The sequence below is a fragment of the Plantactinospora sp. CA-290183 genome, assembly GCF_050936375.1.
Lineage (GTDB): Bacteria > Actinomycetota > Actinomycetes > Mycobacteriales > Micromonosporaceae > Plantactinospora.
Window position 1 is genome coordinate 620224 of record NZ_JBNJMX010000001.1, and the last position, 23279, is coordinate 643502.

Sequence of the window (23279 nt, forward strand, 5' to 3'; positions counted from 1 at the left end):
GGACCCCGAACGTCGGGAGAGCCATGCCTGATCGCCCAGCGTCACCGCGTCGGTCCTCCGAGCAGGCCTGGCTGATCACCGGGCCACTCGCGATGCTGGCGGTCGTCCTGACGGTCGCGCTCGGTGTGCTGGAGCACGACCCGCTCCGCAACTGGCCGTTCGCGATCGGCCTGCTGGGGCTGGTGCTGCTCGCCGAACGGCCGATGTTGCAGATCGTCATCCGGCGGCAGGCCACGGTCATCTCGTTCACCGAGATCTCCCTGCTCTTCGCGCTCTACCTGTTGCCTCCGCTCACCGTGGCGGTGGTCTTCACCCTCAGCGCGCTCATCACCAACCTGCGGCGCCGGTCGGTACCCACGAAGTTGTGGTTCAACGTGGCCCGGGCCGCGGCGGCCGTGTCGGTGGCCGGCCTGGTCCTGCTCGCGCTGCCGGACATGCGGGGGTTCGGGCCCGGCACCTGGGCCATCCTCACCGCTGCCGTCGGCAGCCATTCGCTGGTCACGCTGGCCGCGGTGGCCGCCGTGTTCGCGGCGATGCACGGTGCGCAGGCCGGTTGGGAAACCATCCGGACCTCCGGTCCGGGCATGGTGACCGTCGCGATCAACGTCGCGGTCGGGTTGGTCGTCGTCATCTGCCTCCGGGCCACCTGGTGGTCCGCGCTGCTCCTGCTGGCGCTGGGCGGTGCGGTGCTCCTGCTCTACGGCTCCTACGGGCAGTTCTTCCGGCAGCACCGCGCCCTCGCCGACGTCTACGAACTGACCAAGGCGATGAGCGAGAGCAGCCAGGACGGGACCCTGGCCGACGCTTTGCTGGGCCGGGCCCGGGCGCTCATGCGGGCCGAGTACGCCACGCTCTGGCTGCCCGCCCAGGGTCGGCACCCCGAGGTGCTGCTCACCGCCCGGGTCGACGACCCGGGGCTGCTCGACCTCTCCCGGACCCCGGTGGCCGTCCGGCAGAGCGCCCACGACCAGGGCCGGACGGTCGCGGTGGGCAGCCGGCTCGGCGGCGACCTGGCGCTGCGGGAGGCGTTGCGCGAGGCGCACGTCAACGAGGTCATCGTCACGCCGTTGCGCTCCGGCCAGGCGGTGATCGGGTCGCTGGAGGTCGTCAACCGGATCGGCGGCCGGCCCATCGGCCACTTCACCCCCGCCGACGTGCCGATCTTCGAGACGATCGCGGCGCACGCCGCCGTCGCGCTGGAGAACTCGCGACTGGTCGACCGGCTGCGCTACGACGCGTACCACGACGGGCTGACCAACCTCGCCAACCGCCGGCGGGTGACCGCGGCGCTGGAGGAGGCGGTCCGGGCCCGGGCACCCGGCGAGGTCGTCGCCGTACTGCTCTTCGACGTCGACTCCCTGCGTCAGGTGAACGAGTCGGTCGGGCACGCGGCCGGTGACCGGGTGCTCGTCGAGGTCGCGAACCGGCTGCGCTCGTCCGCCCCCTCCGCCGCCCTCGTCGGCCGGATCGGCAGCGACGAGTTCGTGGTTACGCTGCGGCTGGAGAGCGTCGACGCGGCACTCGCGCTGGCCGCCGAGATCCGCGACCAGCTCCGCGACCAGATGGTCTTCGACGCCCTGGTCCTCGACGTCGACACGGCGGTCGGCGTCGCCGTGCACCCCGACCACGGTGCCGACGCCGCCGTCCTGCTGCAACGCGCGGACCTGGCGGTCACCATGGCGAAGTCGGCGCCGGACAGCATCCAGCCGTTCAGTCCGGGGATGGAGTCGCGTTCGTCACGTCGACTGGGCCTCGCCGGTGACCTGCGGCGGGCCCTGGACCATGCCGAGGTGGAGGTCTACTACCAGCCCAAGGTCACGTTGACCGACCGCCGGCTGGTCGGGGTCGAGTGCCTGGCCCGCTGGGAACACCCGGCGCACGGCGCGGTCGCACCCGAGGACTTCGTCGCGGTGGCCGAGCACACCGGACAGCTCGACCGGCTGACCGAGCTGGTGCTGGGGGAGGCGCTGCGGCGCAGTCGCGACTGGAGCATCGGCCGGGACCCGTTGCCCGTCGCGGTCAACCTCTCCGTGCGTACCCTCGCCGACCAGCGGTTTCCGATCCGGGTCCAGGAACTCCTCACGGAGTACGACGTGGCGCCCGAGCTGCTCACCTTCGAGATCAAGGAAGTCGGGGTGCTGGACGGCACCGAACGCGCGGTGCCCGGCCTGCGCCGGCTGCGCGACATCGGGGTACGGCTGGCCGTCGACGACTTCGGCACCGGTCACTCGTCCCTGTCCTACCTACGGCGGCTCCCGGTCAACGAGGTGAAGGTCGACCAGTCGTTCGTGCAGGGGATGGCGACCGACCCGGTGGACCTGGCGATCGTCAACGCGGTGGTGACGCTCTCCCAGCAGTTCGGGCTGGCGGTGGTCGCCGAGGGCGTGGAGAGCGAGCTGACGCTCGAACTGCTCCAGGACATCGGCTGCCAGATCGGCCAGGGCTACCTGTTCAGCCGTCCGCTGCCGTACGAGCGCCTGGAGGCGTGGTTCGGCGCCCAGATGGAGTCCGAGGCCCACCCGCCGGGCGACGTACGGCGGCTGCGCGCGGTGCCCTGAGCCCGGCCACGCCGACCGCCCGGCGAGCCCGGAACCGCGGCCTGACCGGGCGGCGAAAGGCTGCCGGGGATCCGATTTCACCTCCCGGAGGTCGCCGTGTACTCTTACCTCTGCGCGCCCACGGGAAGATCGCGTGCGCCCCCTTAGCTCAGTCGGCAGAGCGTCTCCATGGTAAGGAGAAGGTCTACGGTTCGATTCCGTAAGGGGGCTCAGAGGGTTCAGCTGGACCCGTCCACGGCGGTGTAGCTCAGATGGCAGAGCAAGCGGCTCATAATCGCTGTGTCGCCGGTTCAAGTCCGGCCACCGCTACTCTCGGCCACCGGGCGTACCCCGGCGACCGACGCGAGAGGGGCGCCCCCGGCGCCCACTTTGCATGTCCGCGTAGCAGGCGTCTACGCTGGTCTGGTTGTTGTTCCGTTAACGAGGAAGGCGCCCCGCCGTGGCCAAGGCGACCGATGTCCGTCCCAAGATCACTTTGGCGTGCGTGGAGTGCAAGGAGCGCAACTACATCACGCGAAAGAACCGCCGTAACGACCCGGACCGCATCGAGCTGAAGAAGTTCTGCCCCCGGGACGGCAAGCACACGATCCACCGCGAGACCCGCTGACCCGCGCCGGCGACGCCGGCTGATCGACCTTCCAGTCGCCGTTCCGACCCTCGCGAAAGCGCCCTGGTGCGCTTCCGCCGGGCGGGGCGGCGACTGTGCTGTCCGACCCCGGACGAACGGGCGGGGACTCCCGCCGTCCAGCCCGGCCGCCGGATCGGTGTGGGGCCGATGTGGTGGGCGGGGCCGGCGTGCCGTCCCGTGTAGGTTCGCGGCATGCCCTTGGACCCGTCCTTCGTCGGCCGTACCTATCCGCCGACCGCGCCCTACCAGGTGGGGCGAGAGAAGATCCGCGAATTCGCCACCGCGATCGGTGCCGCCGATCCGGCGTACCACGATCCGGAGGCCGCCCGGGCGCTCGGGCACGGCGACGTGGTGGCGCCGCCGACCTTTCCCGTCGCGATCACGATGGCGGCCAGCCGGCAGATCATCGACGATCCCGAGCTCGGCATCGACTACAGCCGGGTCGTCCACGGTGACCAGCGGTTCCACTACACCCGCCCGGTGGTCGCCGGCGACGAGCTCGTCTGTGTCAACAGCGTCGAGGAGGCCACCTCCCGGGGCGGCCACGACTTCCTGACCACCCGTACCGACGTCAGCACGACCGCCGGCGAGCCGGTGGTCACCGTCTGGTCCAAGCTCGTCGTACGCGGGGAGGGCTGAAATGGATCTCTCCACCCGCACCTTCCGGGTGACCCGGGCGGACCTGGTCCGCTACGCCGGGGCCTCGGGGGACTTCAACCCGATCCACTGGAGCGACCGGTTCGCCACCAAGGTCGGCCTGCCCGGGGTGATCGCGCACGGGATGTTCACGATGGCCCTGGTGGGTCGGGCCGTGACCGACTGGGCCGGCTCCCCGGACGCCGTGCTGGAGTACGGCGTCCGCTTCACCCGCCCGGTGCTCGTGCCCGACGACGACGAGGGGACCGAGATCGAGGTCAGCGCAGTGGTGCGGGAGGTGACCGAGGACGGGCTGACCCGCCTCGACCTGACCGCCACCTGCCGGGGCGAGAAGGTGCTGGCCCAGGCCCGCGCCGTGATCCGACCGTCGCGCTGACCGCCGGCCGGGGCGACGCGGCGGAACCGTCCGGGGACGGCCGGTTGGGAAACTCGTGCCTCTACCCGTACACTGGTCCGCCGTGGGGCAAGTGACCCCTGCTCAGGCGTGCGCACCTGAGTGGGTTCGGTTGCCCGCACAGGGGTGTAGCTCAATTGGCAGAGCAGCGGTCTCCAAAACCGCAGGCTGCAGGTTCAAGTCCTGTCACCCCTGCGCCTACGGCCTGACCGATCCCCGGGATCGGCGTCGCCAGCACCAGTGGTGACCGGCCCGTGTTGGTGGTATCGGCGGGGACGACCCGAGGCGGTGCACCCGCCCGTGGTTCGTTCCCACCGGCTCCGCCGGCCGCGGGTCATCCCGGGGACGGTGGTTCGGGGGCTCGACCGAGGGCGGTCAGCGCCCGCGGTGGAGATCCCGGATCCGGCCGGCGTGACCAGCGCAGCGCGCGTTCACCGACGCGCGTACCAACCACCCGGCGACGGAGGTCGAAGTGGCCGAGAGAAATCGGCGCGACGAGGACGACGCGGACGACCGTCTCGACAACGAGGCGATCGACGACGCGGTCGACGATGACGCCGACGACGTGGAGGACGAGCCGGTCTCGCGTGGTGGCACCGCCACCGTGGCGCGTACCAAGGCCGATTCGGCGGACAGCCGGAAGGCTCGGACGGAAACCGGCCGGGTCGGAATTTTCGGCCGGCTTGCCCGGTTCTTCCGCGAGGTCGTGGCGGAGCTGCGTAAGGTCATCTGGCCGACCCGCAAGGAGCTGCTGACCTACACCGCAGTGGTGGTCGTGTTCGTCGCCGTGGTGCTGACGATCGTGGCCGGGCTGGACTTCGCGTTCGCGAAGGGCGTGCTGTGGGTCTTCGGCGGCTCCAGCTGACCACCTGCCCCAGCTGATAGTGACGGAAGTGAGCGAGCGTGCCTGAATACGACGAGACCGCCGAGACCACGGACGAGCAGTCCGCGGTGGCGACGGCGGGCGGTACCGAGTCGGTCGAGGCCGCCAGCGAGCCTGAGTTCGCGACCGTCGAACCGGCGCCGGACGAGGACTACGACCCGGTGGCCGAGCTGCGGCAGAAGCTGCGCTACGCACCGGGTGACTGGTACGTGGTCCACTCGTACGCCGGCTACGAGAACAAGGTCAAGACCAACCTGGAGACCCGGATCACCAGCCTCGACATGGAGGAGTTCATCTACCAGGTCGAGGTGCCGACCCGGGAAGAGGTCGAGGTCAAGAACGGCAAGCGCCTCCAGGTGCAGAACAAGGTCTTCCCGGGTTACATCCTGGTCCGGATGGAGCTGACGCCGGAGTCGTACTCCTGCGTGCGCAACACCCCCGGTGTGACCGGCTTCGTCGGTGCGACCGACCGGGCCGACCGGCCGGCGCCGCTCTCCCTCGACGAGGTGCTGAAGTGGCTCGCGCCGGCCGTCGAGACCGAGACCAAGAAGGCCAAGCCGGAGATCAAGGTCCTCGACTTCGAGGTCGGCGACTCGGTGACGGTGACCGACGGCGCCTTCGCCTCGCTGCCGGCGACGATCAGCGAGATCAACGCCGATCAGCAGAAGCTCAAGGTGCTGGTGTCGATCTTCGGCCGGGAGACCCCGGTCGAGCTCAACTTCAACCAGGTCGCCAAGATCTGACCGCCGGTCCCGGCCCGGGGGCGACCTCGGCGGAGCCTCGACGCCGTACTGCGCTACTCTTGAACGTCGCCCGCACGCGGCGCGCTTGACCGTGCGCGCCGGCGCCGGCGGCGTCAGGCGTACGTTCCCCGTTTCAAGCCAGCCCAGGAAGAGACATGCCTCCCAAGAAGAAGCTCGTCAAGACGTTCACGCTTCAGCTGCCGGCGGGCCAGGCCACCCCGGCGCCACCGGTCGGCCCGGCGTTGGGTCAGCACGGTGTCAACATCATGGAGTTCTGCAAGTCGTACAACTCGCAGACCGAGTCGCAGCGCGGTGACATCGTGCCGGCCGAGATCAGCGTGTACGAGGACCGGACCTTCACCTTCGTGCTGAAGACCCCGCCCGCCGCCCGGCTGCTGATCAAGGCTGCCGGTGTGCAGAAGGGCTCCGGCGTGCCGCAGAGCGAGAAGGTCGGCTCGGTGACCCGGGCCCAGCTCCGCGAGATCGCCGAGAAGAAGATGGCCGACCTCAACGCCAACGACCTGGACCAGGCCGAGAAGATCATCGCCGGCACCGCCCGGTCGATGGGCATCACGGTCAAGGAATAGGTTCCACCTCCCGCACCAGCGGATCCCATCGTGGGAGGGTCGCGTACCGGCGGCCCGCCATAGACCACAGGAGTATTCAGACATGCAGCGCGGCAAGAACTACCGCAAGGCGGCCGAGGTCATCGACCGGGCCAAGCTCTACACGCCCAACGAGGCCGTCAAGCTGGCCAAGGAGGCGAGCACCGCCAAGTTCGACGCCACGGTCGAGGTCGCGATGCGCCTCGGCGTCGACCCCCGCAAGGCGGACCAGATGGTCCGGGGCACGGTCAACCTGCCCCACGGCACGGGCAAGACCGCCCGCGTGATCGTCTTCGCGGCGGGCGCCAAGGCCGAGGAGGCGACCGCGGCCGGTGCCGACGTGGTCGGCACCGACGAGCTGGTGGCCCGGATTCAGGAGGGCTGGCTCGACTTCGACGCCGCCATCGCCACCCCCGACCAGATGGCCAAGATCGGCCGGATCGCGCGGATCCTGGGCCCGCGCGGTCTCATGCCGAACCCGAAGACCGGCACGGTGACCATGGACGTCACCAAGGCGGTGTCGGACATCAAGGGCGGAAAGATCACCTTCCGGGTGGACAAGCACTCCAACCTGCACCTGATCATCGGCAAGGCCTCGTTCTCCGAGACGCAGCTGGTCGACAACTACGCCGCCGTCCTCGACGAGGTGCTGCGTTCCAAGCCGTCCGCGGCCAAGGGCAAGTACCTGAAGAAGGTCACCCTGACCACCACCATGGGGCCGGGCGTTCCGGTCGACCCCAACGTGGTGAAGGGTCTGCGGGAGGGCTCGGAGGACTGAGCCCCCGGCACTGCCTTTCGGTACCCGCGACGCGGGGCGCTCCCTGACGGGGGCGCCCCGCGTCGGCGTTGGTGTGGCAGGCTTCACGCCGTGCGCCTCGATCGGATCTGGCTGCGGTACGGCCGCGGTGGCCCGTGGGTACTGCGCGAGGTGGAGCTGACCCTCGCCCCGGGCCGCGCCGCCGTCGTGCTCGGCCGCAACGGTGTGGGCAAGTCGACGCTGCTGCAGATCGCCGTCGGGGTCCTGCGACCGACCCGCGGCGCCGTACGGGAGCGGCCCGAGGTCGTCGGCTGGGTCCCCGAGCGGTTCCCGGCGGACCAGCCGTTCACCGTCCGGCAGTACCTCACGGCGATGGGCCGGCTGCGTGGACTTTCCGGCCCGGCGCTGCCCCGCGCGGTGGACGGGTGGGTCGAGCGGCTGGGCGTCGGCCCGTACCGGGACGTGCGGCTGCCCGCGCTGTCGAAGGGGACGGCGCAGAAGGTCGGCCTCGCGCAGGCCCTGCTCCGGCCGCCCGGCCTGCTGGTCCTGGACGAGCCCTGGGAGGGCCTGGACGCGGCGGCCCGGGAGCTGGTCCCGGAGCTGATCCGGGAGGTCCTGGCGGCCGGCGGCACGGTGCTGGTCAGCGATCACCGGGGCGAGACGGTCCGGTTGCCCCGAGCCGAGCGCTGGACGGTCGCCGAGGGCGGGGTCTCGGTCGCCGTCCCCGCCGGGGCCGACGGACGTCGCGACGGGCACGGACCGGTCGTCGACGAGCTGTCGGTGGTGGAGGTCGCGGTGCCGACCGCCCGCGCCGCCGACACCGCCGCCGCCCTGCGCGCCGCCGGTCACCACGTCCTGGGGGTACGGCCACACCTGCCCTCGGCGCGGGGCGCGGGGAGTGAGCCGTGATCGCGCTGGCGTCGATGCGGCTGTTCGCCTTCCTGCGTACCGGACGGGCGCTGCCGCCGTTGATCGCCGCGCTGGTGGTGCTCGGCGTGCTCTACGGCGGCGGACGCGCCCAGGCCGCCGAGGCGTACGGCGTCTCGGCCGTTGTCCTCTTCCCGGTGTTCGCCTGGCAGGCGAAGCTGCTGCTCGACGCGGAGCCGGACGTCCAGCGGCGGCTGGCCCTGGTCGCCGTCGGCCGGCGGCGGGAACTGGCCGGCGGGCTGCTCGCCGCCGGTGCGGCCGGTGCGGCGATGATCCCGGCGGCGCTCGCCCTGCCCTGGCTGATCGGCGGGGTGACCGGCCCGGAGGGCCCCGGTGACCTGTCGGTCGCCGCGGGGATGGCGGTCGGTGTCTGGGCGCACCTGCTCGTCCTGCCGGCGGCCGTCGGGCTCGGCGCCCTGGCCAGCCGGGCGGCGACCGGCAGCGCCCTGTACGGAGTCGCCGTCCTGGTCGGGGGCGTGGTCGGCGCGCTCGTGTTCGGCCTGAAGGATTCGGTGCTGCCGTGGCTCGCGCCACCGGTGCTGGCGGCGGCCCGGGCCAGCACCGCCGGACCGGCCGGTACGACCGTCGCGCTGCTGACCGGGCACGCGCTGGCCTGGAGCGCGGTGGCGCTCGCCGGCTACGCGTGGCTGCGGCGCCGCCGGGCGTGACGTGGGCCACCGGCGGTGATTTGGTGGTCACGGGTGGCGTCCCGTAGGCTCTTACTTTGGCTCGCTCAGTGAGCCAGTGTTACGTACCACCCAGAGACCGCTGGTCACCGTGCCCCGGCACGGTCGAAGGTCCCGCTCGACGGGCGGCCCGCGCAGGGAGGACGGTAGTGTGCCGGTCATGTCCGCATGACCCTGCCCGCCCCGTGCGCCCTGCGCCGGGGCGTTTCTCGTTGTGGCGGTGCCTCCGACGCCGGTCCGGGGTCGTCGAGTCCGACAGTCGTCGACCTCGCCGGTGATCAGCCTGGAGCAACGAGAGAGGAGGGACATGGCGGACAAGCCGGTTCGGGCCGACAAGGCCACTGCCGTCGCCGAGCTCACCGAACACTTTCGCAAGGCCGGAGCCACCGTGCTGACCGAGTACCGCGGTCTGACGGTCGCCCAGCTGACCCAGCTGCGCCGCACGCTCGGTCGGGACACGACCTACGAGGTGGCGAAGAACACGCTGGCCAAGCGTGCCGCGACGGATGCTGGCATTGCCGGACTCGACGAGCTGTTCACCGGTCCTACCGCGCTGACCTTCGTCTCCGGAGACGTGGTCGAGGCGGCGAAGGGTCTGCGGGAGTTCGCGAAGGCCAACCCGAAGCTCGTCGTCAAGGGCGGCGTCTTCGAGGGCCGGGCGATCACCGCGGAAGAGGTCAACAAGCTCGCCGACCTTGAGTCCCGTGAGGTCCTGCTGGCCAAGCTGGCCGGCGCGATGAAGGGCAACCTGAGCAAGGCCGCGGCCCTGTTCCAGGCGCCGCTTGCGCAGACCGCGCGCCTGGCGGCCGCGCTGCAGGAAAAGCGTGAGAAGGAGGGGCAGGCCGCCTGACGCGGTCAGCCCTGGTGCACCCCGATATTCGTGTAGGGAAACAGGAAAGGACGCCAGACATGGCGAAGCTCAGCACCGACGAGCTGCTCGACGCGTTCAAGGAGATGACGCTGATCGAGCTGTCGGAGTTCGTGAAGCAGTTCGAGGAGACCTTCGAGGTCACCGCCGCGGCGCCGGTCGCGATCGCCGCCGCGGGTGGCGGGGCTGCCGCCCCGGCCGAGGCCGAGCCGGAGCAGGACGAGTTCGACGTCGTCCTCGAGGCCGACGGCGGCAAGAAGATCCAGGTCATCAAGGTCGTGCGTGAGCTGACCGGCCTGGGCCTCAAGGAGGCCAAGGACCTGGTCGAGGCCGCGCCGAAGGCCGTCCTGGAGAAGGCCAACAAGGAGGCCGCCGACAAGGCCAAGGCCAAGCTCGAGGCCGAGGGCGCCAAGGTCACCCTCAAGTAGTTCGCTCCACCTCACCCTTCCGCCTCCCGCGGGTCCGGCCGTGCTCCGCCGAGTTCGGAACCCCCGGTGCGCGGTGTCGGCAGGGTGAGCGCGTCGGATCAGTCAGTGATCTGACGCACAGTCTCCGCCGAACGGGCGGCGACCCGGCGCCGGGTCGCCGCCCGTTCCGGTCCGCTGACTGGCTGCAACCATCGGTGATCAGGGCTTTGGTGCCTCCGGCGGGCGCGGCCCCGCCCCCCGGGCGGCCATCCGGGCATGGCGAGGCGGGTAAAGACGTCGCCCGACCCGGGCATCAGCCCTTGACGCGGCACGAACCGGCAGGCACGCTGACATCAGCAAGACCCTCCGCGCTTGCGAGGGCCAGCACCCGGGTAAGTGCAGCGGCAGCACCATCAGCCGCTGGTCCGGATGGCCTAGCGGGTTGCGTGCGGGACCGTGGGGACGCGCCGGGCGCTTGCGGCTGAGCGCCGCGCGACACGTTCCGCAACGCCCTGCTGTGGTGGGCTGGACAGCGGTTAGCCGCTCGGCTACACTGCTAGTTTGCGCTGCCTTCCGACTTGACCCCTGCTCGGAATGTCCGGTTATGGATATTTGGAGTGGGGCCATTGGAGTGCACGCGTTACAGCCGTTCTGCAGCACCGGTCCTCGGAAGGACGCATCTTGGCAGCTTCCCGCCCTGCGAAGACCAGTCGTACGTCGAGCGCTTTCGCGCCCCGCCGAATCTCCTTCGGCAGGATTACCGAACACCTCGAGGTCCCCAACCTCCTCGCCATCCAGAACGAGTCGTTTGACTGGCTGGTCGGCAACGAGGCTTGGCAGGGCCGGTCGGCCGACGACCCGCACGCTCGATCGGGTCTCGCCGAGATCCTCGAAGAGATCAGTCCCATTGAGGACTTCTCCGGCACTATGTCGCTGTCCTTCTCCGCACCGCGCTTCGACGAGGTCAAGGCCTCGATCGAGGAGTGCAAGGAGAAGGACCTGACCTACTGTGCCCCGCTGTTCGTGACCGCGGAGTTCACCAACAACACCACTGGCGAGATCAAGAGCCAGACGGTGTTCATGGGTGACTTCCCGATGATGACGCCCAAGGGCACCTTCATCATCAACGGCACCGAGCGCGTGGTGGTCAGCCAGCTCGTCCGGTCCCCGGGCGTCTACTTCGACAAGCAGCCGGACAAGACCTCCGACCGCGACCTCTCCAGCGTCAAGGTCATCCCGAGTCGGGGTGCCTGGCTGGAGTTCGACATCGACAAGCGCGACACCGTGGGTGTCCGCATCGACCGCAAGCGCCGGCAGGCCGTCACGGTCCTGCTCAAGGCGATCGGCTGGACCGGCGAGCAGATTCGCGAGCGGTTCGGCTGGTCCGAGCTGATGATGACCACCCTGGAGAAGGACCACATCGCCGGGGTGGACGAGGCGCTGCTGGACATCTACCGCAAGCTGCGGCCGGGTGAGCCGCCGACGCGGGAGAACGCCCAGACCCTGCTCGACAACCTCTTCTTCAACCCGAAGCGGTACGACGTCGCCAAGGTCGGTCGGTACAAGTTCAACAAGAAGCTCGAAGTCGACGTGCCGATCAACAAGGGCACGCTGACCGAGGACGACATCGTCGCCACCGTGGAGTACCTCTGCCGGCTGCACGCCGGTGAGGAGGGCTACGAGGCCGACGACATCGACCACTTCGGCAACCGTCGGCTGCGCACCGTGGGTGAGCTGATCCAGAACCAGGTTCGGGTCGGCCTCTCCCGGATGGAGCGGGTCGTCCGCGAGCGGATGACCACCCAGGACGTCGAGGCGATCACGCCGCAGACCCTGATCAACATCCGCCCGGTGGTGGCGGCGATCAAGGAGTTCTTCGGTACGTCGCAGCTGTCCCAGTTCATGGACCAGACCAACCCGCTGGCGGGCCTGACCCACCGGCGCCGGCTGAGCGCGCTCGGCCCGGGTGGTCTGTCCCGGGAGCGGGCCGGCTTCGAGGTCCGGGACGTGCACCCGTCCCACTACGGGCGGATGTGCCCGATCGAGACGCCGGAAGGCCCGAACATCGGCCTGATCGGCGCCCTGTCCACCTTCGGCCGGGTCAACCCGTTCGGCTTCATCGAGACGCCGTACCGGAAGGTCGTCGAGGGTCGGGTCACCGACCAGATCGACTACCTGACCGCGGACGAGGAGGACCGCTTCGTCAAGGCGCAGGCCAACACCGCCGTGAAGAGCGACGGCACCTTCGCCGAGGAGCGGGTCCTGGTCCGCCGGAAGGGCGGCGAGGTCGACTACGTCGCTCCGAACGCGGTCGACTACATGGACGTGTCGCCGCGCCAGATGGTGTCGGTCGCCACCGCCATGATCCCGTTCCTGGAGCACGACGACGCCAACCGGGCACTGATGGGCGCGAACATGCAGCGCCAGGCGGTGCCGCTGGTCAAGGCCGAGGCGCCGCTGGTGGGCACGGGCATGGAGTACCGGGCCGCGGTCGACGCCGGTGACGTGGTCGTCGCCGAGGTCGGCGGCGTGGTCGAGGACCTGTGTGCCGATTACGTGACGGTGCACCAGGACGACGGCCACCGGCGTACCTACCTCCTGCACAAGTTCCGCCGCTCCAACGCCGGCTCCTGCGTCAACCAGAAGCCGGTCGTCTTCGAGGGCGACCGGGTGGAGGCGGGCCAGGTCATCGCCGACGGGCCGTGCACCGACGACGGTGAGATGGCGCTCGGGCGCAACCTGCTCGTCGCGTTCATGCCGTGGGAGGGTCACAACTACGAGGATGCGATCATCCTGTCGCAGCGCCTCGTGCAGCAGGACGCCCTCACCTCGATCCACATCGAGGAGCACGAGGTCGACGCCCGGGACACCAAGCTCGGCCCGGAGGAGATCACCCGCGACATCCCGAACGTCAGCGAGGAAATGCTCGCCGACCTCGACGAGCGCGGCATCATCCGGATCGGTGCGGAGGTCGTCACCGGCGACATCCTGGTCGGCAAGGTCACGCCCAAGGGTGAGACCGAGCTGACTCCGGAGGAGCGGTTGCTCCGGGCGATCTTCGGTGAGAAGGCGCGGGAGGTCCGGGACACCTCGCTCAAGGTTCCGCACGGCGAGACCGGCACGGTCATCGGCGTACGGACCTTCTCCCGGGAGGACGGCGACGAGCTGCCGCCGGGGGTCAACGAGCTGGTCCGGGTCTACGTGGCCCAGAAGCGGAAGATCCAGGACGGCGACAAGCTCGCCGGGCGCCACGGCAACAAGGGCGTCATCTCCAAGATCCTGCCGGTGGAGGACATGCCGTTCCTGGAGGACGGCACGCCGGTCGACATCGTGCTCAACCCGCTGGGTGTGCCGAGCCGGATGAACATCGGCCAGGTGCTGGAAACCCACCTCGGCTGGGTCGCCAAGACCGGTTGGCAGGTCCAGGGCGACGACGCCGACTGGAAGCGGGCGCTGCGCGCGATCGACGCCGACTCCTCCGAGCCGGACACCAACGTGGCGACGCCGGTCTTCGACGGCGCCAAGGAGGAGGAGATCTCCGGTCTGCTCTCGTCGACCCTGCCCAACCGGGACGGCAAGCAGCTGATCGGCGCGAGCGGGAAGGCGCAGCTGTTCGACGGTCGGTCCGGCGAACCGCTGCCGGATCCGATCGCGGTCGGCTACATCTACATCCTGAAGCTGAACCACCTGGTCGACGACAAGATCCACGCTCGGTCGACCGGCCCGTACTCGATGATCACGCAGCAGCCGCTGGGTGGTAAGGCGCAGTTCGGTGGCCAGCGTTTCGGCGAGATGGAGTGCTGGGCGATGCAGGCGTACGGAGCCGCGTACGCGTTGCAGGAGTTGCTGACGATCAAGTCCGACGACGTACTCGGTCGGGTGAAGGTCTACGAGGCGATCGTCAAGGGCGAGAACATCCCCGAGCCGGGCATTCCGGAGTCGTTCAAGGTGCTGCTCAAGGAGCTGCAGTCGCTGTGCCTCAACGTCGAGGTGCTCTCCAGCGACGGCGTGGCCCTGGAGATGCGCGAGACCGACGACGAGGTGTTCCGGGCCGCGGAGGAGCTCGGCATCGACCTGTCCCGGCGTCCTGGTGAAGGCGTGAGCAGCGTCGAGGAGATCTGAGGTGGTGGAGTCGGGGGGCGGCTCCCGCTCCGGTGGTCGGTTCCGACCCCGTGGCGGGCGCCGCACCCCGACTCCCCTTCCGCTGAGCCGGCAATAGTTACGAACACGAGGGATATAACGTGCTCGACGTCAATTTCTTCGACGAGCTGCGCATTGGCCTGGCCACCGCCGACGACATTCGTCAGTGGTCGCACGGCGAGGTCAAGAAGCCTGAGACGATCAACTACCGCACCCTCAAGCCGGAAAAGGACGGACTCTTCTGCGAGAAGATCTTCGGTCCTCAGCGGGACTGGGAGTGCTACTGCGGTAAGTACAAGCGGGTCCGGTTCAAGGGCATCATCTGTGAGCGCTGCGGCGTCGAGGTGACCCGGTCCAAGGTCCGCCGTGAGCGCATGGGGCACATCGAGCTGGCCGCGTCGGTGACGCACATCTGGTACTTCAAGGGTGTGCCGAGCCGGCTGGGCTACCTGCTCGACCTGGCGCCGAAGGATCTCGAAAAGATCATCTACTTCGCCTCCTACGTGATCACCAGCGTGGACACCGAGTCGCGGCACCGCGACCTCTCCACGGTGGAGAACGAGATCCTCGCCGAGAAGCGGCAGGCCGAGAACAGCCGTGACTCGGAGATCGAGAAGCGGGCCGCCAAGCTCGAGGCCGACCTGGCCGAGCTGGAGGCCGAGGGTGCCAAGGCGGACGTGCGGCGCAAGGTCAAAGAGGGCGGCGAGCGTGAGATGCGCCAGATCCGCGACCGGGCGCAGCGTGAGATCGACCGCCTGGACGAGGTGCTGGACACCTTCCGCAAGCTGGAGCCGAAGCAGCTGGTCACCGACGAGCTGCTCTACCGCGAGCTGCGGGACCGCTTCGGTGAGTACTTCACCGGCGGCATGGGCGCCGAGGCGATCAAGGCGCTGGTCCAGAACATGGACCTGGACGCCGAGGCCGACAACCTCCGCGAGATCATCCGGTCCGGCAAGGGCCAGCGGAAGATCCGGGCGCTCAAGCGGCTGAAGGTCGTCGCGGCGTTCCTGAACACCCGCAACTCGCCGCTCGGCATGGTGCTCGACTGCGTACCGGTCATCCCGCCGGACCTGCGCCCGATGGTGCAGCTCGACGGTGGCCGGTTCGCGACCTCGGACCTGAACGACCTGTACCGCCGCGTGATCAACCGGAACAACCGGCTCAAGCGGCTGATCGACCTGGGCGCTCCCGAGATCATCGTCAACAACGAGAAGCGGATGCTGCAGGAGGCCGTCGACGCGCTGTTCGACAACGGCCGCCGTGGCCGGCCGGTGACCGGTCCGGGTAACCGCCCGCTGAAGTCGCTCTCCGACATGCTCAAGGGCAAGCAGGGCCGGTTCCGGCAGAACCTGCTGGGCAAGCGGGTCGACTACTCCGGTCGGTCCGTCATCGTGGTCGGTCCGCAGCTCAAGCTGCACCAGTGCGGCCTGCCCAAGCAGATGGCGCTGGAGCTGTTCAAGCCGTTCGTGATGAAGCGGCTGGTCGACCTCAACCACGCGCAGAACATCAAGTCCGCCAAGCGGATGGTCGAGCGGCAGCGGCCGGTCGTCTGGGACGTGCTGGAGGAGGTCATCGGCGAGCACCCGGTTCTGCTGAACCGGGCGCCGACCCTGCACCGGCTGGGCATCCAGGCCTTCGAGCCGCAGCTGGTCGAGGGCAAGGCGATCCAGATCCACCCGCTGGTCTGCACCGCGTTCAACGCGGACTTCGACGGCGACCAGATGGCGGTGCACGTGCCGCTGTCCGCCGAGGCGCAGGCCGAGGCGCGGATCCTGATGCTCTCGTCCAACAACATCCTCAAGCCGGCGGACGGCAAGCCGGTCACCATGCCCACCCAGGACATGGTCATCGGCCTGTACCACCTCACCCACCTCACCCCCGGTGAGATCGGTGAGGGCCGGGCGTTCAGCTCGGACGCCGAGGCGCGGATGGCCTTCGACAACGGGGAGCTGCACCTGCAGACCCCGGTGAAGATCCGGCTGCGGGACGTCACCGAGGTGGACAACGGTGCCGGCGCGGCGCCGTGGACCGCCCCGGAGGGGTGGACCGCGGGCGAGCCGCTGACCGTGGAGACCACGCTGGGCCGGGTGCTGTTCAACGAGACGCTGCCGAAGGGCTACCGTTTCGTGAACTACGAGATCCGCAAGGGCCAGCTCTCCGCGATCGTCAACGACCTCGCCGAGCGGTTCCCGAAGGTGGCCCTGGCCGCGACGCTCGACGGGCTCAAGGAGGCCGGTTTCCACTGGGCCACCTGGTCCGGCGTGACGATCGGCATGGAGGACGTCATCGCGCCGCCGCGCAAGCGGGAGATCCTGGAGCGGTACGAGAAGGAAGCCGAGCGGATCGACAAGCAGTACCAGCGTGGCCTGATGACCGCCGAGGAACGCCGCGGCGAGCTCATCGAGATCTGGACCAAGGCGACGAACGAGGTCGCCAAGGAGATGGAGACGGCGCTGCCGCAGGAGAACCCGCTGTGGAAAATGATCAACTCGGGTGCCCGCGGTAACCTGCTCCAGCTCCGCCAGATCGCCGCGATCCGTGGTCTGGTGGCCAACCCCAAGGGCGAGATCATCCCGCGGCCGATCAAGGCCAGCTACCGGGAGGGTCTCTCCGTACTGGAGTACTTCATCTCCACGCACGGTGCCCGGAAGGGTCTCGCGGACACCGCGCTGCGGACCGCCGACTCGGGTTACCTGACCCGTCGTCTGGTGGACGTGTCGCAGGACGTGATCATCCGCGAGGAGGACTGCGGCACCGACCGGGCGATCTCGATGCAGATCGCCGAGACGCTCGACGGCACGCTGGTCGCGCACGAGCACGTCGAGACCGGCGTGCACGCCCGTACCCTGGCCGACGACATCAAGGGCCCCGACGGCAACCTGGTCGCGGAGCGGGGTGCGGACCTCAACTCGATCCTGGTCGACCGGATCGTCGGTGCCGGGGTCGACACGGTGCGGGTCCGCAGCGTGCTGACCTGCGAGTCGAAGCTGGGCGTCTGCGGTGCCTGCTACGGCCGTTCGCTGCCGACCGGCAAGACCGTGGACGTCGGCGAGGCGGTCGGCATCATCGCCGCCCAGTCGATCGGTGAGCCGGGTACCCAGCTGACCATGCGTACGTTCCACACCGGCGGTGTCGCCGGTGAGGACATCACGCAGGGTCTGCCCCGGGTCCAGGAGATCTTCGAGGCGCGGGTCCCGAAGGGCAAGGCGCCGATCGCCGACACCCCGGGCCGGATCCGGATCGAGGACGGCGAGCGGTCGCGGAAGATCATCGTTGTGCCGGACGACGGCACCGACGAGATCGTCCACGACAAGATCTCCAAGCGGGTCCGGCTGCGGGTCCACGACGGAGACCACGTCGAGGTCGGCGAGAAGCTCACCGAGGGCACCATCGACCCGCACGAGCTGCTGCGGATCCTCGGCCCGCGGGCGGTCCAGGTCCACCTGACCCAGGAGGTCCAGGAGGTCTACCGCTCGCAGGGTGTGCTCATCCACGACAAGCACATCGAGATCATCATCCGCCAGATGCTCAAGCGGGTGACGGTGATCGACTCCGGCGCGACCGAGTTCCTGCCGGGCGTGCTGGTCGACCGGGCGCTCTTCGAGTCGGAGAACCGTCGACTCGTCTCCGAGGGCGGCGAGCCGGCGGCCGGCCGGCCGGTGCTGATGGGTATCACCAAGGCGTCGCTCGCCACCGACTCGTGGCTCTCGGCGGCCTCCTTCCAGGAGACCACCCGGGTGCTCACGGACGCGGCGATCCACGCCCGGAGCGACTCGCTCATCGGTCTCAAGGAGAACGTCATCATCGGCAAGCTCATCCCGGCCGGTACGGGCATCAGCAAGTACCGCAACATCCGGGTCGAGCCGACCGAGGAGGCGAAGGCCAAGGTCTACTCGATGACGGGCTACCCGGAGACCGACTACGGGTTCGGGCCGGCCAGCGGCCAGGCGGTTCCGCTGGACGACTTCGACTTCGGGTCGTACCGCTAGGGTTCAACCGTTGAGGCGCCCCGCACACCGTCCGGTGTGCGGGGCGCCTCGCGTTCTGCCCGTACCCCGGCTTTGTAGGCTGTCGGGGTGGAGACGATGCCGGCCGCCGGTCCTGGCTCGGCGCTGCGCCATCCGTTCGACCCGGACCCGGTGCGCTCGACCAAGTCGCGGGCGGTCTTCGTGCTCGGTCTGGTGGCGATGCTGACCGGGCCCTTCGTCGGGGGCGTCGTGCCGGCGACGGTCGCGCTGTTGCTGGCCCGGCAGGCGCGCCGGGAGGCGTACGCCTCGGGGGGTTACCTGACCGGGGCCGTCTGGCTGCGTCGGGGCGAACGGTTCGCCTGGACCGGCATCGTGCTGGTGGCGACCGTCGTGGTCGCCGCGACGGTGATCGGCGTGCTCAACCTGGCCAACGCCCCGCTCGGGCAGGACTTCGCGCCCGGGGTGGACTAGCCCGGGAGGAAAGGGCCGTGGGCCGGTCTCCGCTCGCCGGCGGCGGCCTCCGGCTGGACGTACGGCGGTAGCCTGACGCTGGCGTGCCGCGCGCGGTCGCCCGGCCGGCGGGCGCGTGGCCCTTGGTACGCGGTGTCAGGTGGGCGGAGGGGGAAGTTCGTGACGGAAGAGGCGCAGCCACCGGCTGTGGACCGGACGGCGGAGCCGGCGCCGGACGCGCCCGCCGGGTACCGGCCCGGCTACCTCCAGCCCTCCTACGAGCTACCCGGCGCGCGCTCGGACCAGCCGGCGGTACCGGTCAGCGAGTGGGCCCGTCCGGCCGGCGAGGCCGGGACCGCGCGGCCGACCGGATTGTCCGGAGTGCCGGGGCAGGACCCGCCGGCCTCCACTCCCACCGTCACCGGATACGGCCAGCCGCCGGTCGCGTTCCACGGTCAGGCCCAGGGCGGGGCTCCGGCCCAGGGTCCGCCCGGGTACCCGCCGCCGGGCGGCCGGCCGTCCGCCGGACCGGGGTACGCACCGGCCAGCGGCCCGCCCTTCGGGGCGTACCCGCCGGGCAATGCGCCGGTGTCGGCGTACCCCCTGGGTGCGGCGGCCCCGGGCGGACCGGGACCGGGCGCCGGCCGGCCCGCCGCGGTCCCCGCGCCGCCCCGGGAGTCGTGGCGACCGCCGCGCCGGATCGACCCGGTCCGGGGTACGCCGTTCGGTGTCGCATATCTCGACGTGCCGCCGGTCACCTCGGGACCGGCGGTGGGTGCGCTGGTCACCGGCATCGGCGCCGTGCTCGTCTCCCTGGTCGTGGGCTGCTTCGGCCTCCTCGGCGCGACGGGCGGGTGGGGTGGCTGGGCCGCGGGCGCCTTCGCGCTGCTGGCGGTGCTGCTCGGCGTCGCCGGCCTGGTCCTGGGTCAGCTCGGCCGGCGGCAGACGGCGCCGGCGGCGACTCCGCCGACGGTGCGCGCGACCGGCCGGGGCCTGGCGATCGCCGGGATGGTCTGCGGCGGGGTGGGGCTCGGGCTGACCGTGCTGGCGTTCGCGGCGGCGGTCCTGCTCCAGTTGCCGTAGCGCCGGCGTCCCCGTGCGGTGCCCGCCGGCCCGCGGTTGACCGGCCCGCCGAGCCGTTCCCGGGGAGAGCCGGTACACTTGACCGTGGTAGTGCTTGCTGAGAGTGCCTCGACGACGCGGGCCGGCAGGAAGGTTGGCGCACAACCTTCTCCAGACCCATTTTGACGTGTGCACTTACGGTGGGTACTCTTTCCTCTCGTGCCCGGGCATGCCCGGGCAACTCGTGCGTGCGCCCGAGCCGACGACGGCGACGGAGTCGCGCCACGACTCAAGTCAAGAACAGGTCGGCCCGTTCACGTGCGCCGGCCGGTGGGATTCCGACGCGGGCCAGTGGTGTCGGAAACCGTGAGCGGGCGACACGCCCGACCGCGGGTGCCGGGAGCGCCACGAGGTGGTCCTGGTTGGAAGGTAAGAGGGTCAGCCCCGCCAGGGGTGGCCATGACTACGGCGCGGTCGCGACAGGCGGCCGAAGGGAGCGGAGAAACCCGGTGCCCACGATCCAGCAGCTGGTCCGCAAGGGCCGACAGGCGAAGACGAGCAAGACCAAGACGCCAGCGCTGAAGGGGAGCCCCCAGCGGCGCGGCGTGTGCACGCGCGTGTACACCACCACCCCCAAGAAGCCGAACTCCGCGCTCCGCAAGGTCGCTCGTGTGAAGCTCAGCAGCCAGATCGAGGTGACCGCCTACATCCCCGGTGTCGGGCACAACCTGCAGGAGCACTCGCTCGTGCTGGTCCGGGGTGGCCGGGTGAAGGACCTCCCGGGCGTTCGCTACAAGATCGTCCGCGGTTCGCTGGACACCCAGGGTGTCCGCAACCGCAAGCAGGCCCGCAGCCGTTACGGCGCCAAGAAGGAGAAGAGCTGACATGCCGCGTAAGGGCCCTGCTCCGCGCCGTCCGCTCGTCGCGGACCCGGTTTACAACTCCCCGCTGGTCACCCAGCTGGTGAACAAGATCCTGATGCGCGGCAAGCGGCAGCTCGCCGAGCGCATCGTGTACGCCGCCCTGGAGGGCTGCCGCGAGAAGTCCGGCACCGACCCGGTGGTCACCCTGAAGCGGGCGATGGACAACGTGAAGCCGACCCTCGAGGTCCGCAGCCGCCGTGTCGGTGGCGCGACCTACCAGGTGCCGGTGGAGGTGCGCCCCGCGCGGGCCACCACGCTCGGGCTGCGCTGGCTGGTCAGCCACTCCAAGGCCCGCCGCGAGAAGACCATGGTCGAGCGGCTGATGAACGAGCTGCTCGACGCGAGCAACGGTCTTGGTGCCGCCGTCAAGCGGCGCGAGGACACCCACAAGATGGCCGAGTCCAACAAGGCCTTCGCGCACTACCGCTGGTAACGACCAGTCGGGTTCCGGCGCGGTCCGCCGCGCCGGGACCCGGTCCCGGTCGCGAATACGCCGACGAGACGACGATAAGTAGGGATTGAAGTGGCCGCCGCAGACGCGCTCGCCAAGGTACGCAACATCGGCATCATGGCGCACATCGATGCTGGTAAGACCACGACCACTGAGCGGATCCTGTTCTACACCGGCATCACGTACAAGATCGGTGAGGTCCACGAGGGCGCCGCCGTCATGGACTGGATGGAGCAGGAGCAGGAGCGGGGGATCACCATCACCTCCGCCGCCACGAAGTGTGAGTGGAAGGGCCACACGATCCAGATCATCGACACGCCCGGCCACGTCGACTTCACGGTCGAGGTCGAGCGGTCGCTGCGGGTGCTCGACGGCGCGGTGGCGGTCTACGACGGCGTGGCCGGTGTGGAGCCGCAGACGGAGAACGTCTGGCGTCAGGCGGACAAGTACAACGTCCCCCGGATGTGCTTCGTCAACAAGCTCGACCGGACCGGTGCGGACTTCAACCGCTGCGTCCAGATGATGATCGAACGCCTCAACGCCACGCCGCTGGTGCTGCAGATTCCGATCGGCCTCGAAGGCGACCACATCGGTGTCGTCGACCTGATCGGGATGCGCGCGCTGACCTGGCGCGGCGAGACCCAGAAGGGCGAGGACTACGCGGTCGAGGAGATCCCGGCCGACCTCGCCGAAGCGGCCGCCGCGGCGCGCGACAAGCTGATCGAGACCCTCGCCGACGTCGACGACTCGGTGATGGAGAAGTACCTCGAGGAAGCGGAACTCTCCGTCGAGGAGATCAAGGCCGCGATCCGGCGGGCCACCATCGCCGGCAAGGCGAACCCGGTGCTCTGCGGATCGGCCTTCAAGAACAAGGGCGTCCAGCCGATGCTCGACGCGGTGGTCGACTTCCTGCCGTCGCCGCTGGACGTTCCGGCGATCGAGGGTGTCGCGACCGACGGCGAGACCCCGATGCTGCGGAAGCCGGACAAGTCCGAGCCGTTCTCCGGCCTGGCCTTCAAGATCCAGACCGACAAGCACCTGGGCAAGCTCACCTACGTGCGGGTCTACTCGGGCACGGTCGAAACCGGTTCACAGGTGATCAACTCCACCAAGGACCGCAAGGAACGGATCGGCAAGATCTACCAGATGCACGCCAACAAGCGGGAAGAGCGCGGCTCGGCCCAGGCTGGCGACATCATCGCGGTGCAGGGGCTCAAGCAGACCACCACCGGCGACACCCTGTGTGACCCGGCGAACCCGGTCATCCTGGAGTCGATGACCTTCCCGGAGCCGGTCATCGAGGTCGCGATCGAGCCGAAGACCAAGGCCGACCAGGAGAAGCTCGGTACCGCCATCCAGCGGCTCGCCGAGGAGGACCCGACGTTCCGGGTCAAGCTCGACCAGGAGACCGGCCAGACGGTCATCTCCGGCATGGGCGAGCTGCACCTGGACATCCTGGTCGACCGGATGCGCCGCGAGTTCAACGTCGAGGCCAACATCGGTAAGCCGCAGGTGGCGTACCGGGAGACGATCCGCCGCAAGGTGGACAAGCTCGAGTACACCCACAAGAAGCAGACCGGTGGATCGGGCCAGTACGCCCGGGTCATCGTCAGCGTCGAGCCGCTGCCGCTGGACAATGACTCGCCGACGTACGAGTTCGCCAACGCGGTCACCGGTGGCCGGATCCCGCGGGAGTTCATCCCCTCGGTGGACGCCGGCGCGCAGGACGCGATGCAGTACGGCATCCTCGCCGGCTTCCCGCTGGTCGGGGTGAAGCTGACCCTGCTGGACGGCCAGTACCACGAGGTCGACTCCTCGGAAATGGCCTTCAAGATCGCTGGCTCGATGGTGCTCAAGGACGCGGCCCGCAAGGCCGACCCGGCACTGCTCGAACCGATGATGTCCGTCGAGGTCACGACGCCCGAGGAGAACATGGGCGACGTGATCGGCGACCTCAACTCCCGTCGTGGCATCATCCAGGCGATGGAGGAGCGCAGCGGCGCTCGCATCGTCCGGGCCCTGGTGCCGCTGTCGGAGATGTTCGGCTATGTCGGCGACCTGCGGTCGAAGACCCAGGGCCGGGCTAGCTACAGCATGCAGTTCGACTCCTACGCCGAGGTTCCCGCAAGCGTGGCGAAGGAGATCATCGCGAAGGCGACGGGTGAGTGAGCG

Annotated in this window: 19 protein-coding genes and 3 tRNA genes; all 22 read left to right on the forward strand. The window is 69.7% G+C overall.

All coding sequences use genetic code 11. From position 1 onward, the window contains the following. The first annotated feature begins 23 nt into the window (after window positions 1–23). The 22 genes from ACQEUR_RS02990 to fusA all read left to right on the forward strand — a co-directional run bounded on the left by ACQEUR_RS02990 (window position 24) and on the right by fusA (window position 23276). On the forward strand, window positions 24–2558 hold the full coding sequence (locus ACQEUR_RS02990; protein ID WP_433024794.1) for a putative bifunctional diguanylate cyclase/phosphodiesterase: 2535 nt from the start codon (window positions 24–26) through the stop codon (window positions 2556–2558). A 137-nt stretch (window positions 2559–2695) separates the two neighbouring features. After that, a tRNA-Thr gene (locus ACQEUR_RS02995) sits at window positions 2696–2768 on the forward strand. Between the two features lie 26 nt (window positions 2769–2794). After that, window positions 2795–2867: transfer RNA gene (locus tag ACQEUR_RS03000), tRNA-Met, on the forward strand. Window positions 2868–2997: 130 nt separating this feature from the next. Then, complete coding sequence (gene rpmG / locus ACQEUR_RS03005; RefSeq protein ID WP_067301359.1) at window positions 2998–3165, forward strand: 50S ribosomal protein L33; 168 nt, start codon at window positions 2998–3000, stop codon at window positions 3163–3165. 213 nt (window positions 3166–3378) lie between these two features. Next, window positions 3379–3825, forward strand: a complete 447-nt coding sequence (locus tag ACQEUR_RS03010) for an FAS1-like dehydratase domain-containing protein (protein WP_433024798.1) — start codon at window positions 3379–3381, stop codon at window positions 3823–3825. A 1-nt stretch (window position 3826) separates the two neighbouring features. Beyond that, window positions 3827–4219, forward strand: coding sequence for a MaoC family dehydratase (locus ACQEUR_RS03015; protein ID WP_433024801.1), 393 nt, complete (start codon window positions 3827–3829; stop codon window positions 4217–4219). A 140-nt stretch (window positions 4220–4359) separates the two neighbouring features. Continuing rightward, window positions 4360–4432 (forward strand) — tRNA-Trp (locus tag ACQEUR_RS03020). A gap of 277 nt (window positions 4433–4709) precedes the next feature. After that, window positions 4710–5102 carry a preprotein translocase subunit SecE gene (gene secE / locus ACQEUR_RS03025; RefSeq protein ID WP_433024804.1) on the forward strand — a complete coding sequence of 131 codons (393 nt, stop codon included), beginning with the start codon at window positions 4710–4712 and terminating at the stop codon, window positions 5100–5102. Window positions 5103–5140: 38 nt separating this feature from the next. Beyond that, on the forward strand, window positions 5141–5863 hold the full coding sequence (gene nusG / locus ACQEUR_RS03030) for a transcription termination/antitermination protein NusG (RefSeq protein WP_433024807.1): 723 nt from the start codon (window positions 5141–5143) through the stop codon (window positions 5861–5863). Between the two features lie 155 nt (window positions 5864–6018). After that, window positions 6019–6450, forward strand: coding sequence for a 50S ribosomal protein L11 (gene rplK, locus ACQEUR_RS03035; protein ID WP_433024810.1), 432 nt, complete (start codon window positions 6019–6021; stop codon window positions 6448–6450). Between the two features lie 82 nt (window positions 6451–6532). Beyond that, entirely contained in the window at window positions 6533–7246 is a 714-nt protein-coding gene (gene rplA, locus ACQEUR_RS03040) for a 50S ribosomal protein L1 (protein ID WP_433024813.1), read from the forward strand. A 90-nt stretch (window positions 7247–7336) separates the two neighbouring features. Then, complete coding sequence (locus ACQEUR_RS03045) at window positions 7337–8134, forward strand: ATP-binding cassette domain-containing protein (protein ID WP_433024816.1); 798 nt, start codon at window positions 7337–7339, stop codon at window positions 8132–8134. Continuing rightward, window positions 8131–8820 carry a hypothetical protein gene (locus ACQEUR_RS03050; RefSeq protein WP_433024819.1) on the forward strand — a complete coding sequence of 230 codons (690 nt, stop codon included), beginning with the start codon at window positions 8131–8133 and terminating at the stop codon, window positions 8818–8820. Before ACQEUR_RS03045 ends, ACQEUR_RS03050 begins: the two co-directional genes overlap by 4 nt. Window positions 8821–9145: 325 nt before the next feature. Next, window positions 9146–9688 (forward strand): 50S ribosomal protein L10, encoded by a 543-nt coding sequence (gene rplJ, locus ACQEUR_RS03055; RefSeq protein WP_433024822.1) that lies wholly within the window; start codon window positions 9146–9148, stop codon window positions 9686–9688. Between the two features lie 59 nt (window positions 9689–9747). Then, a complete protein-coding gene (rplL, locus tag ACQEUR_RS03060) occupies window positions 9748–10134 on the forward strand; it encodes a 50S ribosomal protein L7/L12 (RefSeq protein ID WP_433024825.1) in 387 nt (128 codons plus the stop codon). Between the two features lie 660 nt (window positions 10135–10794). Continuing rightward, the gene (locus ACQEUR_RS03065; RefSeq protein ID WP_433024828.1) at window positions 10795–14235 is read left to right on the forward strand and encodes a DNA-directed RNA polymerase subunit beta; all 3441 of its coding nucleotides are present in this window, start codon (window positions 10795–10797) and stop codon (window positions 14233–14235) included. A 119-nt stretch (window positions 14236–14354) separates the two neighbouring features. Next, complete coding sequence (locus ACQEUR_RS03070) at window positions 14355–18242, forward strand: DNA-directed RNA polymerase subunit beta' (RefSeq protein ID WP_433024831.1); 3888 nt, start codon at window positions 14355–14357, stop codon at window positions 18240–18242. A gap of 96 nt (window positions 18243–18338) precedes the next feature. Further along, window positions 18339–18692, forward strand: coding sequence for a hypothetical protein (locus ACQEUR_RS03075; protein WP_433025921.1), 354 nt, complete (start codon window positions 18339–18341; stop codon window positions 18690–18692). Between the two features lie 159 nt (window positions 18693–18851). Continuing rightward, complete coding sequence (locus ACQEUR_RS03080) at window positions 18852–19754, forward strand: phage holin family protein (protein WP_433024834.1); 903 nt, start codon at window positions 18852–18854, stop codon at window positions 19752–19754. Window positions 19755–20242: 488 nt separating this feature from the next. Continuing rightward, the gene (rpsL, locus tag ACQEUR_RS03085) at window positions 20243–20617 is read left to right on the forward strand and encodes a 30S ribosomal protein S12 (RefSeq protein WP_101368150.1); all 375 of its coding nucleotides are present in this window, start codon (window positions 20243–20245) and stop codon (window positions 20615–20617) included. A 1-nt stretch (window position 20618) separates the two neighbouring features. Next, entirely contained in the window at window positions 20619–21089 is a 471-nt protein-coding gene (gene rpsG / locus ACQEUR_RS03090) for a 30S ribosomal protein S7 (protein WP_433024837.1), read from the forward strand. A gap of 90 nt (window positions 21090–21179) precedes the next feature. Then, window positions 21180–23276 (forward strand): elongation factor G, encoded by a 2097-nt coding sequence (fusA, locus tag ACQEUR_RS03095; protein ID WP_433024840.1) that lies wholly within the window; start codon window positions 21180–21182, stop codon window positions 23274–23276. The last annotated feature ends 3 nt before the right edge of the window (window positions 23277–23279 follow it).